The organism is Aeromonas sp. 604282 (genome assembly GCF_049170575.1).
GTDB classification, from domain to species: Bacteria; Pseudomonadota; Gammaproteobacteria; order Enterobacterales; family Aeromonadaceae; genus Aeromonas; species Aeromonas veronii_A.
This window is the reverse complement of record NZ_JAAKMV010000001.1, coordinates 281,620-297,471: the sequence shown is the minus strand read 5'-3', so window position 1 is coordinate 297,471 and position 15,852 is coordinate 281,620. Positions and strand designations below refer to the sequence as shown.

Sequence of the window (15,852 nt, the reverse complement as noted above, 5' to 3'; positions counted from 1 at the left end):
TTTTGCTGGTTGATAGTTTTTAGCCAGCACGTCAGCACGGCCCATCATATGGAAGCCCTTGCCCTGCTCCGTGGCAGAGACAAGGACCAGTGAGGATGATATGAGCATTATAAAAAAACAGGATTTCATCGATTCTATCGCAGATGCCCTCCAGTACATCTCCTATTACCACCCGTTGGATTTTGTTCAGGCTGCCAAAGCGGCGTATGACCGTGAGGCCAACCCGGCCGCCAAAGATGCGCTGGCCCAGATCCTGATCAACTCCCGCATGTCCGCCGAAGGTCATCGCCCGCTCTGCCAGGACACCGGCATCGTGACCTGTTTCGTCAAGATCGGCATGCAAGTCCAGTGGGACAGCGACATGACGGTGCAGGAGATGGTGGACGAAGGGACCCGTCGTGCCTACACCAATCCTGACAACCCGCTGCGCGCCTCCGTGCTGGCCGATCCGGCCGGCAGTCGCAAAAACACCAAAGACAACGCCCCTGCCGTGGTGCATATCGACATGATCCCCGGCAACAAGGTGGAAGTGAGCATCGCGGCCAAAGGTGGCGGCTCCGAGAACAAATCCAAGATGGTGATGCTCAACCCCTCTGACGATATCGTCGAGTGGGTGCTGAAAACCGTGCCGACCATGGGCGCAGGCTGGTGCCCGCCCGGCATGCTGGGCATCGGCATCGGCGGTACCGCCGAGAAAGCGGCGGTGCTGGCCAAAGAGGCCCTGATGGAGCACATCGACATTCAGGAGCTGATCGCCCGTGGCCCGCAAACCACCGAAGAGAAGCTGCGGGTCGAGCTCTACGACAAGGTCAACAAGCTGGGGATCGGTGCCCAGGGTCTGGGCGGCCTCACTACCGTGCTGGATGTGAAGGTGAAATCTGCGCCGACGCATGCCGCTTCCAAGCCGGTGGTGATGATCCCCAACTGCGCCGCCACCCGCCACGTTCACTTCGAGCTGGATGGTTCAGGCCCTGCCGAACTGACTCCGCCGAAACTGAGTGACTGGCCGGAGATCACCCGTGAAGCGGGTGGCAATGTGCGCCGCGTCAACGTCGATGGCATCACCAAGGCCGAGCTGGCCAGCTGGAAGAGCGGTGATACCGTGCTGCTCTCCGGCAAGATCCTCACCGGTCGCGATGCCGCCCACAAGCGTATCGCCGACATGCTGAAAAATGGCGAAGGGCTGCCGGAAGGGGTCGATTTCACCAACCGCTTCATCTATTACGTTGGCCCGGTCGATGCGGTGCGTGACGAAGTAGTTGGCCCGGCTGGCCCCACCACCTCCACCCGGATGGACAAGTTCACCGACATGATGCTGGGTGAAACCGGCCTTATCGGCATGATCGGCAAATCCGAGCGAGGCCCGAAAACCGTCGAGAGCATCAAACAGCACAAGGCCGTCTATCTGATGGCGGTAGGCGGCGCCGCTTATCTGGTGGCCAAGGCCATCAAGAAGGCGCGTGTGGTAGCTTTTGCCGATCTCGGCATGGAAGCGATCTACGAGTTTGAAGTGGAAGATATGCCGGTGACTGTTGCGGTCGACTCCGAAGGCAACAATATCCACGAAACCGGCCCGGCCTACTGGTCTGCCAAGATTGCCGAGCTGGATGGCAAGCTCTCCTCCTGAGTGACCGTTTTCGCTGCCGGTTAACGGCATCGGCCATGTAAACAAGGCGCGTCCATCCGGATGCGCCTTGTTGCTTTGGCTGGCCTGTTATGGGCTCAGGTTGGCCGTTTACGGCAAGCGGGTATAAAAAGGATGGCGTGACGCCATCCTTTTTCCGTTGTGCTTGTGCTCTGGCAGCAGACAGCAGAGCAAAAGCCCTTGGCTTAGGCCTTTTTCAGGTAGGCAGCAACCAGTACGATCTGCACGCCATTGACCTTGCCTTCGATATGAAGCGGGTTGTTGGTCAGACGGATGCCCTTGACCAGGGTGCCGCGCTTGGCGGTGAAACCGGCGCCTTTCACATCCAGATCCTTGATCAGGGTAACGGAGTCGCCCTCTTGCAGCACGGCGCCGTTGGAGTCAACGGTCGGTACGCTGTCGTCATCTTCGTCAGCAATACCAGCTTCAGCCCAGGCCTTGGCTTCGTCTTCCATGTACATCATGTCCAGCAGATCCTGAGCCCACACTTCACCCTTGCCGGAGAGTGCTTTCAGCTGGCGCCATGCCATCACCTGCACCGCAGGCACCTGGCTCCACATGCTGTCACTCAGGCAACGCCAGTGGTTGACCACCAGGGTATCCGGTTGTTCCAGCTGACCACGGCAGGTGTCACAGATAGCAACGCTGTGATCATCGTCGCTGGCGGGGGAGTGAGGCACCACGAAGGCGGTCAGCGCCTGCTCGGCGCTGCACAGTTCACACTTGGCGCCCGCGCGCGCTTGCAGAATGGCGTTGATGGTCATGTTGTTGGTCCCATAGCTAGTGATAAAGCATCCCGCGTTGGCGGGGTGCGTGAAAGAGGCGGCGGAATATAGCATAAAACCCCGTACTTTGTCAGGTCTGCCCTGGCTCACAGGGTTGGCGGTGCTGTTGCGCGGCGCTGATCGTTTGGTATTGAGAGTGCAATTTGAAGCGGGATCGCTAGAATGAGCCTCCTTTTTGACTGCAAGGCAGGGGCATTCGTGCTGGCTCAACGTTTTCAACAACTGGATCGACTGCTCACCCGCTACCGACGCTGGTGGCAATATCAGCCATATCATCATTTGACCATGGCCTTTGCCGATGAGGCGCCCGAACTGGCGGCGTTGCTCAATGGGCTGACGCTCGGCCAGTTGGCAGAGCTCGATGCGGATATGGATGCCCTCAGCAGTCTTCTTGCCCCCTGGATTGCCGAGGGAGCCGAGCTGCAGCAACTCAGTCAGCTTGCCCCGTTTACCCCTGAGCCCATCACCTGCAGCAAGGAGATGGCGCTGCATATGCCGGGGCGCAAGCAGGCCCAGATCGAGTCGTTCACCGCCTGTCTGCCTGCCCATCAGGGCCCCTATCTGGAGTGGTGTGCTGGCAAGGGCCACCTTGGGCGGCTGGTATCACTTCATCGACAGGCTCCGATCCTCAGTCTGGAGTTGCAAGATCAGCTTTGTGACGAAGGTCGGCTGCTGGCCGAGCGGGATGGCGCCAATATAACTTTTACCTGCGCCGATGCCTTTGCCCCCGAGTCGGCGGCGCTGATCGCCCCCGAGCACCATGCCATGGCGCTTCATGCCTGCGGCGAGCTACACACCCATCTGCTGGAACGGGTAGCCGAGCGCAGTGCTAGCGGAGTGACCATCTCTCCCTGTTGTTACCACCTGATCCGCAGCAGCCACTATCGCCCGCTGTCGGTAGCGGCCAACGCCAGCGAGCTGGTGTTGAGCAAGGCGGATCTCAAATTGCCGTTGCAGGAGACGGTGACCGGCGGTGCGCGGATCGCCCGTCTGCGCGAGCAGGAAGTGGTGTGGCGGCTCGGGTTTGACTGCCTGCAGCGTCAGGTGCGCGGGGTGGATGAGTATCTGCCGGTGCCCAATATGCAAAAGAGCCTGCTGACCGGCACCTTCGAGGCATTCTGCGTTTGGGCTTCCGAGCGCAAAGGGATTGTGCTGCCCGCCGGGCTGGACTATCCCGCCTGGTTGGAACACGGGGAGCGTCGCTTTGGTGATATCGCCCGCATGGAGCTGGTACGTCATTTATTTCGCCGTCCCCTCGAGATCTGGCTGGCGCTGGATCGCGCGCTCTTTTTGCAAGAGCAGGGCTATCGGGTCGAAGTGGGGGAGTTCTGTGCCAAACCCATGACCCCGCGCAATATCCTGATCCGTGCCGTGCGCTCCTGACACCGAGCTTTTTGTGAGCGTTATTTGAACATTGTTGATGGCTGACGGGTGAAGCGGGTCAGCCATTTTTTTTGCCACGAATAATAAATTGGTGACAGATCATCTGATCGTCTTTCGCCTCCCCATACGGGTGACAAAACAGGCCAAAATGGTCATCGTTTGAGTTCTTTTATGTCGTTTTAGCTGCGTTGAGTAGCACAAGGTGAAATGGTTCACAAATTACGCGCATTTCTTAATTTTCATCGTGAATTTAGTTGTTGGAACACCTACTCTTGGAGCGCATTAATTCAAACAAGGACGATAAACATGTTCAAACCCAAGCGTTGTGCCTGGCTGATCGCTGCCGCTTGCACATTGCCAAGCTATGCCGCAATGAGTGCAGCCATGAATATTCAACCCGATCCGCAAAATGCGGGAGGATATGTGATTGCGGCCCCGGATCTGGCCGCTGTGGAAAAGGCCAAGACGGCCAACCCCATGTATGCAATATGGGCCAAGGCACTGGCCACCCGGTCAAATAAAATAGTCGATGCCATTGAACCGGGTCTGGCAAGCAATCCTGACAACGTAAAACGGGTTGAACGGGTATTTCCCCAATCTGAATGGGAATATTTAACCCAGATGGCCGCGCCGGAATATACCTATGTCCGCTTCTTGCGGGCCATCGGTAAATTTCCTGCGTTCTGCGGTGAATATACCGATGGGCGCGATTCTGATGCGATCTGTAAAAAATCCATTGTGACGGCCTTTGCCCACTTCTCTCAGGAGACGGGCGGCCATATTGCCAAGGAGAACGTCTCTGATAACCCGCTGGGGCTGGAGGAGTGGCAACAGGCGCTGGTGCATGTGCGGGAGATGGGCTGGTCAGAGGGACAGACCGGCTACACCACCGGCTGTGGCCAGAACGACTGGCAGAACAAGAAGTGGCCTTGCAGCACGGGTCAGGGGTACTTCGGCCGCGGCGCCAAGCAGCTCTCCTACCACTTCAACTACGGCGCCTTCTCCGAGGCGATGTTTGATGGCGATGCCTCCGTGCTGCTCAACAACCCGGGGCTGGTGGCGGACTCCTGGCTCAACCTCGCTTCGGCCATCTGGTTCTTCCTCACCCCGCAGGCCCCGAAACCGGCCATGCTGCACGTGATTGATCGCACCTGGGTACCCTCAAAACGGGAGGCCGATGCCGGCATTGGCTATGGCTTCGGTACCACTATCAACGTCATCAACGGCGGTATCGAGTGCGGCGAGCAGAACAAGGACAAGGGGCAGCCGGTCAATCGTATCCGCTACTGGGAAGGGCTGGCCAACCATTACCAGATCCCGATCAAGGCAGATGAGAAGAACACCTGCTGGCAGCAGACGCCCTATGGCAGTCTCAATCTTAACGGTGCCACCGACGTGCTTTACACCAACTGGGATGGCAACTGGAAATACTATCCGGATCGCCCGGGCGGTTACTCTTTCGAGTGCGAGCTGGTGGGCTTTCAGACCGCTTATTCTGCGCTGGCGCCGGGCGATTACGAGAAGTGCGTGACCAACTTCTACGGTTCCCACGCCAACTGGCCGAAAGTGCGGATCGTCGCCAAGCTCGATCCTGCCCCAGTCGATCCGGTTGACCCGCCCCTTGATGGCCAGCCTGCCTGGGAGGCCAGCAAGGTCTATACCGCGGGCAACAAGGTGAGCTACAAGGGCACCGTCTATCAGGCCAAATGGTGGACGCAAGGAGATGAGCCCGCCAAAGGTGGTCCCTGGGCTGTGGTGGTGACCAAATAAGGTTGCCGTTGGGATCATGGTCAATCACCATGATCTATCGGTAGTGGAAACAAGCAGGCAGCAGGGAGGAGATATCTCCCTGCTTTTTTACCCGTTATCTGTCCGTTATCGCCCCATCAGGCGGGATCAGAAACGGTAGTTGAGGCCGACACTGACCCCTTTGACATCGAGTCGAGGCATGGGGATATATTGGTACTCCGCATTGAGCCCGATGCCGGAATCAAAGCGATATTGCCAACCCGCAGCGCCATAAAAACCGACCCCGGAGTCGCTCTGATCTTCCTTGTTGATGGTGTATTCGACTCTGTGGGCGTTGGCGCCCAGTTTGGCATAAAAGCTGTTGCCGGAAGAGACCGGGTATTGTGCATACAGGGCAGAGCGGATCCCTTTGTAATGGATATCTTTCACGTCATTGAGGGTGGCATCGAAGAGGGCGCTGACCACACCACCGCTACCAAACAATACTCCGGAATCGATACCGATATAATCGTTGAACATATAACGGTAATAGAGATCGGCGGTAACGCTGTCACCGCCATCGGCCTGCTCCCCATTTTTGGCTTTGAATGACTGGGTGCCATAGCCAAGGGTGGCGCCGACGATATGGGGAGAAGGGGTCGCTATTGCCACGGAAGAGAAGATCGCCGTGGCAATCACAAGGGGAGTGAATAACTTCATCATGCAGGTTCCAATTAAATAGCGTGGAATATGGCTGCGACGAACATATTTATATGGGCTCGGGTGAGCTTGTCTTATATTCGCAGGCCAGTAGTGAGTGGCAATATCTCATATTGTCAGCGAGATGAATAATCAGAGCCTCCATAACTGTTATGATGGGAGGTGAGAGTGGTTATCTTATGCCTGAACAATGGTGAACTGTATCAATACCATCTGAAACGAGCGCTGATAAATTGCAAATTTCATTTGTTTTCTGCACGAATCAACTTAGTGTAACGGGATGTTAGGCTGGCAATATATGCCTTTAAACGTGGACTGGATGGTGAACAAGATGGTGATTTCTTGTGACGGTATATTAGAGGGGGGTAGCCATTGTGGTGTAGTCCGCTACAAAGTCCGCTACAAGATGCTGGCCGCCCCCTTTGCTACCGATTTTTCCACAGCCAGGATTGTCAGCGCACCACAAACGCACCGGTCGGCGCCTGGAGGGGTTTTCCGGTAATGGCTATGGGTGTACTGACTGAATATGTCTCCTTGGAGGTGATGCGGTGCTGCTTTTGTGCAACCTCAGGTGCCACTCTCGGTTATCGCAGCATCAAATCCCCCGGTTAGCGGCCAATCTTGTCCCGACTCTATCACTGCTACGATTCGAGTGGCCCGTTAGGCTGGGCGAGTGGGGGCACTGCTTTTACTCCCTTCTACTCTTCAATATCCAGCAACACCAGAATGGCGCTGTCGCCACCCCATTCACGGGGGGCCTGATGGAAGGCGCGCACATTGGGGTGCTGGGCCAGCCAGCTGGGAATGCGCTGCTTGAGAATATGTTTGCCGATGCCGTGCATCACCGAGGCGACGTGAATGTTCTCTTTCTGGCAGAGGGTGAGCAGGGCGGCCAGCTCCTGTTTTGCCTGCTGCTGGTTCATGCCGTGCAGATCCAGGTAGATCTCCGGCGGATAAATGCCCCGCTTGAGCTTTTTCAGCTCAAATTTTGACACATCTTCCCGCACGTAACGGGTCGGCCCATCGTCGTCGAGATGGGGCTGATACTCATCGCTGAAATAGTGGTCAACCCCAAGCTTTTCGCGGGTTTCGCGCAATTCGCGTTTCTGCTTGACCGGGCGTAACTCGGCCCTTATGGTATCTTGCTTGATTTTCCGGGTACCTTTTATCGCATCGCGGAACAGCAGGGTTTCCTCGTCTGTCGGTGAGGGCGTTTTTTTCATCAGATGCTCATGTATTAGGTATGCGTCTTGCCCGCAACGTAAACGGGGCTCGGGCCGGATATTACTCGACTTGGAGGTGGATTTGGACAAGATATTTATCGATGAGGTGGTTGCCGAGATGCACACCATCCAGGACATGTTGCGTTGGGCCATGAGTCGTTTCAACGACGCCGGGATTTTTTACGGTCATGGAACCGACAACGCCTGGGATGAAGCTGTGCAGCTGGTACTGCCCGCGTTACATCTGCCACCGGATGTAGACCCGGCCATGCGCCACTCCCGTCTCACCAGCAGCGAGCGTCACCGCATCGCCGAGCTGATTATCCGCCGTGTACAGGAGCGGGTACCGGCCGCCTACCTGACCAACAAGGCCTGGTATGCCGGTTGGGAGTTCTACGTGGACGAGCGGGTGCTCATTCCCCGTTCCCCTATTGCCGAGATGGTCGCCAACCGTTTCGCGCCCTTCCTCAAACATGAACCGACCCGGATCATGGACTTGTGCACCGGCTCCGGCTGTATCGCCATCATCATGGCCCACGAGTTTCCGGAAGCGGAAGTGGATGCCATCGACATCAGCATCGATGCGCTGAACGTGGCCGAGCGCAACATCAACGATCACGGGCTGGAGCAGCAGGTCATTCCGATCCGCTCCGATCTGTTCCGCGATCTGCCGGCGGGCGACAAGTACGATCTCATCGTCTCCAACCCGCCCTATGTGGACTCCGAAGATATGTCGGATCTGCCGGACGAGTTCCGTCACGAGCCCGAGCTGGCGCTGGCGTCCGGCTCCGATGGTCTCAAACTGACCAAGCGTCTGCTGGCTCATGCGGCAGATTTCCTCAAGGATAACGGCGTGCTGGTGGTTGAAGTAGGCAACAGCATGATCCATCTGGAAGCCCAGTTCCCCGAGATCCCCTTTACCTGGGTTGAATTCGAAAACGGCGGTCATGGCGTCTTTGTGATGACCCGTGAAGAGCTGGTGCAGTATCAGGATCATTTCGCCATCTACAAGAACTAAGCAGGAGCGCGCATGGCAGGGAACAGTTTTGGTCAACTCTTTCGGGTCACCACCTTTGGCGAGAGCCACGGCTTGGCGCTGGGCGCCGTGGTTGATGGCTGCCCGCCGGGGCTGGAGATAAGCGAAGCGGATCTGCAGGGGGATCTGGATCGGCGAAAGCCGGGCACTTCCCGCTACACCACGCCGCGCCGTGAGTCGGATGAGGTGAAGATCCTCTCCGGAGTGTTTGAGGGCAAGACCACCGGCACCTCCATCGGGTTGCTCATCGAGAACACCGATCAGCGCTCCAAGGATTACTCCGATATCAAGGATCTGTTCCGGCCGGGTCACGCTGACTACACCTACCACCAGAAGTATGGTCAGCGGGACTATCGTGGCGGTGGTCGCTCCTCCGCCCGCGAAACCGCGATGCGGGTAGCAGCTGGGGCGATCGCCAAGAAGTACCTCAAACAGGTGCATGGCATCGAGATCACCGGTTTTCTCTCCCAGCTCGGCCCCATCAAGGCCGAGGCGTTTGACGCGGCGCAGATTGAGCAGAATCCCTTCTTCTTCCCCGATGCGGGCAAGCTGGAAGAACTGGATCAATACATGCGCGACCTGAAAAAAGAGGGCAACAGTATCGGTGCCAAGGTGCAGGTCATTGCGCGCCATGTGCCGGTGGGCCTGGGTGAGCCGGTATTTGATCGCCTCGACGCCGACATTGCCCACGCCATGATGGGCATCAATGCGGTGAAAGGGGTGGAGATCGGTGACGGCTTTGCGGTGGTGGAGCAAAAAGGCTCCGAACATCGCGACGAGATGACCCCGGCGGGCTTTGCCAGCAACCATGCGGGCGGCATTCTCGGCGGCATTTCGTCGGGTCAGGATATTGTGGTGAGCATGGCGCTCAAACCGACTTCCAGCATCACTGTGCCGGGCAAGACCATCAATACCGAAGGCGAGGCAATCGAGATGATCACCAAGGGTCGTCACGATCCGTGCGTTGGCATTCGCGCCGTGCCCATCGCCGAAGCCATGCTGGCTCTGGTATTGATGGATCACCTGCTGCGCCATCGCGCCCAGAATCAGGGGGTGTTGACCCATACCCCGCAGCTGCGCTGATCGCTGTTGCTGCTTATCGACTGATCGCTCCCTGTTTGGGGAACAAGTTCGACAATACCAAAAAGGCGACCTTCGGGTCGCCTTTGCTATTTCAGGTGGCGGCTTATCCCGTCAATGCTTGCGGAGAGTGCGGGTCAGCAGATCCGCGGCGCCCGGATCGGCATTGAGGCGACACCTTGGGGGCGAGAACTTGTTGTGGGGTTTGGGCAAGGCATGAATGGCCTCGTTGACTTTGAGGATCTGTTCTTCGCTCACGCTGTTTTTGGCAAACATCAGACTGACCGGCTGGTGGTGTAGTAATAGCTGGCAGCTGATAAATTCCTCGGCACCCAATTGGGAGAGCCGATAGCGAGCATACTGCCACTCCATGATGATGCCATCGAGGCGGCGGGCTAGCAGCAGATCGATCAGCCGATCATCTGCATTGTACTCGGTCGCCACTTTGAGGGCAGGACATCCCTCAATTTGATGAATGGGGCGAGTACCGCGTAGTTTGCCAATTTTGAGCTCCTTGTTGTGGCACAGTTTGGACAAGGTATCGAGCTTTCCCCAGCGATCCTGATGGCCGGGGATAGGGTTATTACTCAACAGCACATAGGCACTCTGGCGATAGGGGGCAGAGAAGCGGGCATACTTTTGCCGCTCTGGTAGTGGTAGCGCGGCCATCGCTACATCCAGCTGATCGTGTTCTACCAGATGCAGTGCCCGCGCCCAGGGAAGTTCGCGAAACTTGGGGGCAAAGCCAGCCTGGGTGAGGATCTGGCGGGTCAGGCTGACATCCAGCCCATCAAGCTCACCCTGGTTGTTGATTTGGCTGAAGGGGGGCCAGTGACTCCAGGCCACGGTCAGGGTCTGACTGGCCTGCAGCGCAGGGCTTAGCAGCAGAAGCAGCAGGCCAATCCTTGTCTGCCATTTGCTGCAGGCATTGCCCCGTGAACGATATCGGGTTGTCATCGCTAAACCTCGTTATTGTGTTCTTCTATCCCGTGCTTTTGCCCCGCTAGACATGCCTGCGAGGGCTGATATTGTGTTGCCAGTTAATAGTGTGGTGCGTGCTACATCAATCAACGGGATTATTCGGGGGGCAGGAGGGGGATTTTCTGTTCGTGCTGGGAGGAGCATCACATTTTTCTCGTTTATCCCGGGCAACTCCGTTAGACTGCGCCTCTATTCTTTCCCCTTTGCTCTGCTCCCCGGGGAAATCGTTGTTTTCTCAATAGGCCCAGATCTTGTGAGATGGCATCGGCTCAGCAGAGGAGCCCCACCACAAATCCCCGGCGCCCCTATCTCTAGCAGGTAATTATGAGTTTTACTTCCCTCGGTCTGGCCGAACCCTTGTTGCGTGCCGTTGCCGAGCAAGGCTACGACACCCCGTCTCCCATTCAGCAGCAAGCGATCCCCGCCGTTCTGGCTGGCCGCGATCTGATGGCGGCGGCCCAAACAGGGACCGGCAAGACCGCAGGCTTTACCCTGCCGATGTTGCAACGTTTGATGGAGAGCAAGCGCAAGGTCTCTCCGAACCGCGTCCGTGCGCTGGTACTGACCCCGACGCGCGAGCTGGCCGCCCAGGTGGGCGAGAGCGTGCGCAACTATGGCAAGCATCTGCCCCTGCGCAGCCACGTGGTATTCGGTGGCGTGAGCATCAACCCGCAGATGATGGCGACTCGCCGTGGTCTGGATGTGCTGGTGGCCTGTCCGGGCCGTCTGATCGATCTCTACAACCAGAATGCCGTCAAGTTTGACGAGGTGGAGATCCTGGTACTGGACGAAGCGGATCGCATGCTCGACATGGGCTTTATCCGCGACATCCGCCGCATCCTGGCTCTGATGCCGAAGAAGCGCCAGAACCTGCTCTTCTCCGCGACTTTCGCCGATGAGATCCGCGAACTGGCCACTGGTCTGCTGGATAACCCGGCGGTGATCGAAGTGGCCCCGCGCAACAGCACTGCCGAGCGTATCGAGCAGCTGGTGCACCCGTGCGACAAGGCCAACAAGATCGCGCTGCTGAGTCATCTGGTCACCAGCAACAACTGGCAGCAGGTACTGGTGTTCACCCGTACCAAGCACATGGCCAACCGTGTTGCCGAGACCCTCGACAAGAACGGCGTCAGCGCCGCTGCCATCCACGGTAACAAGAGCCAGGGTGCCCGTACTCGCGCGCTGGCCGGTTTCAAGGATGGTAGCGTCAAGGTGCTGGTGGCGACCGACATCGCCGCTCGTGGTCTGGACATCGACAAGTTGCCGCAAGTGGTCAACTTCGAGTTGCCCAACGTGGCGGAAGATTATGTTCACCGCATCGGTCGTACCGGCCGTGCCGGTGCTGCCGGTCACGCCATCTCCCTGGTGGCTGCCGATGAAGGCAAGCTTATCAAGGCGATCGAGCGTCTGACCAAGCAGAGCATTCGGTGCGAGCAGGTGGCCGGTTTTGAAGCCTCCCGCGAGACCCTCGATAACATAAGCCGTGGTATCGGCGCGCCGCTGCGCAAAGAGCCTCGTGATCCGAGCGAGCAGCGCCGTGCGCCGCGTCCGCAAGGTCAAGGCCAGCGTCAGGGTGCCACTCGCTCTGGCAACAACGGTGGCAACGCAGGCGCTAACCGATCTGGCAACGGCAGCAAGCCCAAGCCCCAGGGTGGTCAGCGTTCGGCTGATGGCGCCGCCAAGCCGGCTCAGGCCCGTCGTCCCCGTCGCGCCAGCCACAACCAGTAAGGGCAAGGAGAGTCACTCTCCCGCTCTGAACGGTTAAACGAAAAGCCCTGCCATATCGGCAGGGCTTTTCTATTTCTGTTTCGGCGGCTCCGCGTTTGGCTGACCTGCTCTGGTCAGGAGAGCAGGGCGGTGAGCAGGAGACAGGCCGCGCTCACCAGGATCACCGTGAAGGTCAGCCCCATTCCCACCACCCGATAGCGGAAATTCTCCGGTGTGCGACTCATGCCAAAGGCGTGACAGAGGCGACCAAGCAGCAAGGCACTCCCCAGCAGATGAACCACCCAAGGGGCATGGCTGCCGGTTTCGACGAAATAGATCAGTAGCAGAGCGAGGGGGACATACTCGGCAAAGTTGGCGTGCACCCGCATGGCCCGCAGCATGGCGGGATCATCGCCATGGCCGAGCGCCACTTTCTGGCGGTGACGGGTGCGAATGGTACGAATGCTCAGCAACACAAACAGCAGAGCGAGCAGGGCCGCGTAAACAGGCAGTATGGTCATGGTATCTGGCTCCCGGTGTGATGATATCGGGTGGCTGGTGTTGAGAGACGCCACATTGCTCGGCATCTCAAGGTCTTGCCTTGAGGGTAGCAGCCATTAGTACCAGATTGAGCCGTCATATTGCGATATGGCGCACGTTATGCAGACCCCAATAGCAAAAGCCCCGCCAATCTGATTGGCGGGGCTTTTGCCTATCTGGCGTATTGAATTGCAGCAAAGATTACAGCGCGGGCAGCATTCCAAGGCTGACGCTGATCTGGACGCCGACAATCAATGCGCCCATGGCGGCAGCCACTCCCAGCGCCACCACGCCACCCGGGGCGCGGTAGTGGTGGGCGGGAGCTTGCTTGCGGCTCTGCCATACCAGCGCTACCGGCAGCAGTACCGCGAGGATCGCCAGCGCAATGGCAGCGTAGCCAAGCGCCATGATAAAGCCCTGCGGGAAGTAGAGGGCAAACAGCAGCGGCGGCACGAAGGTGATAAGACCGGTCTGGCTGCGGCCCTGCCAGTTGTCCTTGCGGCGGGTTACCTTGGCCATAAAGTCGAACAGCCCCAGCGTCACCCCGAGGAAGGAGGTGGCGAGCGCCAGATCGGCAAACAGGTGCATAGCCTGATTGAAGGCCGGCCAGCTCACCAGCTTGCCGACGTTGGCCAGCAGGCTGTCCAGCGCGCCGCCGGTTTGCAGCAGGGCTTGCTGGCCGAGCAGACCGAGGATCGCTACCTGCCACAGCACGTAGAGGATCAGCGGCAGGGCGGAGCCCCAGACAAAGACCCGGCGCAGCTGTTTGGGACAATCGCCGAGGTAGAGCATGACACTCGGAATGGAGCCGTGAAAGCCGAACGAGGTGAAGATGACCGGCAGGCCCGCCAGCAACAGGCCCTGACCCAGCGGCATCGAAAGTAGATGCTGCCCTTCGGTGCGGGGCAGCAGCAACGCCAGCACCACCACCATGATTACCAGTTTGACGGTGAACATCAGCCGGTTGAGGTAATCCACCGAGCGGGTGCCGACACAGACCATGCCGCCAAACAGCAGAGTAAAGGCCCAGGCGGCCTGCTCCTGGCTGAGAGTCATGCCCGCATCGGCCAGCGCCTGTGCCAGCAGGCTGCTGCCACCGCTGATGTAAGCGGAGGCCAGCGAGTAGAACAGCATCAGGATACAGAAGGAGGCGATGCGCTTGCCCCAGGGGCCGAGCAAATGATCCGCCAGCTGGTGCAGGTACCATTTGCCGGTGTTGAGGCTTGCCTCTACTTGCAGCATGGCGGTGAAGGCCATCAGGGCCCAGAGGCCAACCATCAGCAGCAGGGTGGCGGGGCCGCCGAGGGAGGAGGAGGCCAGCGGCAGGGCCAGCATGCCGGCGCCTATGGTGGTGCCGGCAATCAACAGGGTACAACCCAGGGTTTTGGTATTCATGTTATCCATCCGAACGTAGCGGTGTCAGTGCAAACAGGCGATGTCAGCAGTGACGTCAACAAGAGGGGCCGATTGGCGTTATCAGAAGGTGCCTCCGGTGATAGGACCGGAGGCTAGCAATATCGGAACGGGAACATCTGTACCTAAAACCTGTCAGTTGTAAAAGATGGTTGCCACGTTAGCGGATCAAAATAGCGGAAACAACCCCTTTTATACGGATCTTGTGCTGGCTTGTGGCAGAAAGTGGAAATAAATGATGACAGTGATGGCTAATTGCAGAAAAAAGCACCGAAAAAATGACTGGCAGGGGCGCATTGATACAGGTCAGCCAAGTGGCAGCAGCGCAGATAGGGGAGCGGGGAGGGTGTTGTATGAACGCTGGCGTGGCGTTGAGGGACAACAGGGGTGTGGCGGCCGGTTGCTTGGTCGGTCAAACCTGTAGAGAAAGCAAAGCGGGCGGGTAGGGTTGTGGGGGAAAACAATAAGGCTGCCGATGCTGGCAGCCTTATTGTCATCTGTTCGCTTTACCCACCCATTGACAGAAAATCGGGTCTGCTGCGGTCAGGTTAGCGACGGCGCTTGAGGGTGCGGCTCACATAGTGCAGCCCGCTCTGGTAGTCGCCGTTCACCGCCTTGAGCGCTAGCTCCAGCGCCTGGTTGGCCAGCGCGTCGTGCTGCTGGGGCAGGGAGTTGATGCCAAAGGGGAGGAAGTCGAGCAGGCGATCGTCCCCGAAGGTGGCCATGGCGAGCTGGCTCATGTCGATCTCTTGCTCCAAAAGGTAGTCGAGTACCCCCTCCATCAGGATATAGGAGGTGGTGATCAGCGCTTCGGGCAACTGGCCCAGCTGCTGGTGCAGATCTTTGATCAGGCGATACCCCTCAAGACGGGAGAAGTGATCCCCCTCACACAGGTGGCGAGCCGTGCTATGACTGGCGACCGCCTGCTCGAAACCGGCTTTGCGCTCCTTGCTGATCGTGAGTGCCGGCAGCGCGGTGATCAAGGCGATATGGCGCAAGGTCGGGGTAAGCAGGGAGCTGGTGAGATCAAAGCTCGCTTTCTCGTTTTCACTGGCGACGGTGACGAACTTGTCGGCGGCCATCGCCCGGTCGATGGCGAGGATCTGGCTGCCTTGCGCCTGCAATTTACCGTAGAAGGGGTCGTCCGGCGGCAGGCAGCTGGCCACCAGCAGGGCATCCACATGGCGGCTCACCAGCATCTGGGCCAGCTCTTTTTCGGTGGCGGGATCATCTTCCGAGCAGACGATCAGCAGCTGATAGCCCTGCGCCCGGGCCCCCTGTTCCAGCCGTTTGGCCAGCTTGGCATAACTGGCGTTCTCAAGGTCGGGCAGGATAAAGCCAAGGGTCTTGGTCTGGCCGCCGCGCAGGGAGGCGGCGCGGCTGTCCGGCTGGTAGTTATGGGCGGTGACTACGGCCATCACCTTGTCGCGGGTGGCCTGACTGATGCGGTATTGGTCGGCCTTGCCATTGATCACATAGCTTGCCGTGGTGCGCGAGACACCGGCGAGGGCGGCGATTTCATCCAGTTTCATCATATTGGCTCTGTTTGAGTTGCAAGGCCCACGGTCACTGCCGGGTGAGGGCACCGAAAAGTGTGCGCGGGATCATATC

At 58.4% G+C, this 15,852-nt stretch carries 13 protein-coding genes; 6 read left to right on the top strand and 7 right to left on the bottom strand.

Annotation, left to right across the window (positions count from 1 at the left end):
• Positions 1-100: 100 nt before the first annotated feature.
• A complete protein-coding gene (locus tag G5367_RS01320; protein ID WP_005351759.1) occupies positions 101-1,627 on the top strand; it encodes a fumarate hydratase in 1,527 nt (508 codons plus the stop codon).
• 203 nt (positions 1,628-1,830) lie between these two features.
• On the opposite strand, the gene G5367_RS01315 is transcribed toward G5367_RS01320, so the two are convergent.
• On the bottom strand, positions 1,831-2,409 hold the full coding sequence (locus G5367_RS01315; RefSeq protein WP_005333203.1) for a PhnA domain-containing protein: 579 nt from the start codon (positions 2,407-2,409) through the stop codon (positions 1,831-1,833).
• A 183-nt stretch (positions 2,410-2,592) separates the two neighbouring features.
• On the opposite strand from G5367_RS01315, the gene G5367_RS01310 reads away from it, so the two are divergent.
• Both G5367_RS01310 and G5367_RS01305 read left to right on the top strand, forming a co-directional pair.
• The gene (locus G5367_RS01310; protein ID WP_421243611.1) at positions 2,593-3,813 is read left to right on the top strand and encodes a methyltransferase; all 1,221 of its coding nucleotides are present in this window, start codon (positions 2,593-2,595) and stop codon (positions 3,811-3,813) included.
• Positions 3,814-4,119: 306 nt separating this feature from the next.
• The gene (locus G5367_RS01305) at positions 4,120-5,583 is read left to right on the top strand and encodes a chitinase (RefSeq protein ID WP_421243610.1); all 1,464 of its coding nucleotides are present in this window, start codon (positions 4,120-4,122) and stop codon (positions 5,581-5,583) included.
• Between the two features lie 126 nt (positions 5,584-5,709).
• Here the strand turns inward: G5367_RS01305 and G5367_RS01300 are convergent, their stop codons facing one another.
• Positions 5,710-6,264 carry a porin family protein gene (locus tag G5367_RS01300; protein ID WP_421243609.1) on the bottom strand — a complete coding sequence of 185 codons (555 nt, stop codon included), beginning with the start codon at positions 6,262-6,264 and terminating at the stop codon, positions 5,710-5,712.
• Positions 6,265-6,959: 695 nt separating this feature from the next.
• Complete coding sequence (gene smrB / locus G5367_RS01295) at positions 6,960-7,484, bottom strand: endonuclease SmrB (protein WP_005333198.1); 525 nt, start codon at positions 7,482-7,484, stop codon at positions 6,960-6,962.
• Between the two features lie 82 nt (positions 7,485-7,566).
• Between smrB and prmB the strand changes: the two genes are divergently transcribed.
• Together prmB and aroC are read left to right on the top strand one after the other, a co-directional pair.
• Entirely contained in the window at positions 7,567-8,502 is a 936-nt protein-coding gene (gene prmB, locus G5367_RS01290; protein WP_005345333.1) for a 50S ribosomal protein L3 N(5)-glutamine methyltransferase, read from the top strand.
• Positions 8,503-8,514: 12 nt separating this feature from the next.
• Positions 8,515-9,603, top strand: coding sequence for a chorismate synthase (gene aroC / locus G5367_RS01285; protein ID WP_421243608.1), 1,089 nt, complete (start codon positions 8,515-8,517; stop codon positions 9,601-9,603).
• A 111-nt stretch (positions 9,604-9,714) separates the two neighbouring features.
• Here the strand turns inward: aroC and G5367_RS01280 are convergent, their stop codons facing one another.
• Positions 9,715-10,557: a substrate-binding periplasmic protein gene (locus G5367_RS01280; protein ID WP_421243607.1), complete on the bottom strand. Its 843-nt coding sequence runs from the start codon at positions 10,555-10,557 to the stop codon at positions 9,715-9,717.
• Positions 10,558-10,905: 348 nt separating this feature from the next.
• Between G5367_RS01280 and G5367_RS01275 the strand changes: the two genes are divergently transcribed.
• Positions 10,906-12,309: a DEAD/DEAH box helicase gene (locus G5367_RS01275; protein WP_421243606.1), complete on the top strand. Its 1,404-nt coding sequence runs from the start codon at positions 10,906-10,908 to the stop codon at positions 12,307-12,309.
• A 113-nt stretch (positions 12,310-12,422) separates the two neighbouring features.
• Here G5367_RS01275 and G5367_RS01270 read toward each other — a convergent pair whose 3' ends face one another.
• The 3 genes from G5367_RS01270 to cra all read right to left on the bottom strand — a co-directional run bounded on the left by G5367_RS01270 (position 12,423) and on the right by cra (position 15,776).
• Complete coding sequence (locus G5367_RS01270) at positions 12,423-12,809, bottom strand: MAPEG family protein (protein ID WP_216978747.1); 387 nt, start codon at positions 12,807-12,809, stop codon at positions 12,423-12,425.
• Between the two features lie 220 nt (positions 12,810-13,029).
• Positions 13,030-14,223 (bottom strand): aromatic amino acid transport family protein, encoded by a 1,194-nt coding sequence (locus G5367_RS01265; RefSeq protein ID WP_421243605.1) that lies wholly within the window; start codon positions 14,221-14,223, stop codon positions 13,030-13,032.
• Positions 14,224-14,789: 566 nt separating this feature from the next.
• Positions 14,790-15,776 (bottom strand): catabolite repressor/activator, encoded by a 987-nt coding sequence (gene cra, locus G5367_RS01260; RefSeq protein WP_421243604.1) that lies wholly within the window; start codon positions 15,774-15,776, stop codon positions 14,790-14,792.
• Between the last annotated feature and the right edge of the window lie 76 nt (positions 15,777-15,852).

Coding starts and splice junctions, on each gene's coding strand:
- aroC (WP_421243608.1), top strand. CDS start 8,515: ATGGCAGGGAACAGTTTTGGTCAACTCTTTCGGGTCACCACCTTTGGC.
- G5367_RS01280 (WP_421243607.1), bottom strand. CDS start 10,557: ATGACAACCCGATATCGTTCACGGGGCAATGCCTGCAGCAAATGGCAG.
- smrB (WP_005333198.1), bottom strand. CDS start 7,484: ATGAAAAAAACGCCCTCACCGACAGACGAGGAAACCCTGCTGTTCCGC.
- G5367_RS01275 (WP_421243606.1), top strand. CDS start 10,906: ATGAGTTTTACTTCCCTCGGTCTGGCCGAACCCTTGTTGCGTGCCGTT.
- G5367_RS01315 (WP_005333203.1), bottom strand. CDS start 2,409: ATGACCATCAACGCCATTCTGCAAGCGCGCGCGGGCGCCAAGTGTGAA.
- G5367_RS01305 (WP_421243610.1), top strand. CDS start 4,120: ATGTTCAAACCCAAGCGTTGTGCCTGGCTGATCGCTGCCGCTTGCACA.
- G5367_RS01270 (WP_216978747.1), bottom strand. CDS start 12,809: ATGACCATACTGCCTGTTTACGCGGCCCTGCTCGCTCTGCTGTTTGTG.
- G5367_RS01310 (WP_421243611.1), top strand. CDS start 2,593: ATGAGCCTCCTTTTTGACTGCAAGGCAGGGGCATTCGTGCTGGCTCAA.
- G5367_RS01320 (WP_005351759.1), top strand. CDS start 101: ATGAGCATTATAAAAAAACAGGATTTCATCGATTCTATCGCAGATGCC.
- G5367_RS01265 (WP_421243605.1), bottom strand. CDS start 14,223: ATGAATACCAAAACCCTGGGTTGTACCCTGTTGATTGCCGGCACCACC.
- cra (WP_421243604.1), bottom strand. CDS start 15,776: ATGATGAAACTGGATGAAATCGCCGCCCTCGCCGGTGTCTCGCGCACC.
- G5367_RS01300 (WP_421243609.1), bottom strand. CDS start 6,264: ATGATGAAGTTATTCACTCCCCTTGTGATTGCCACGGCGATCTTCTCT.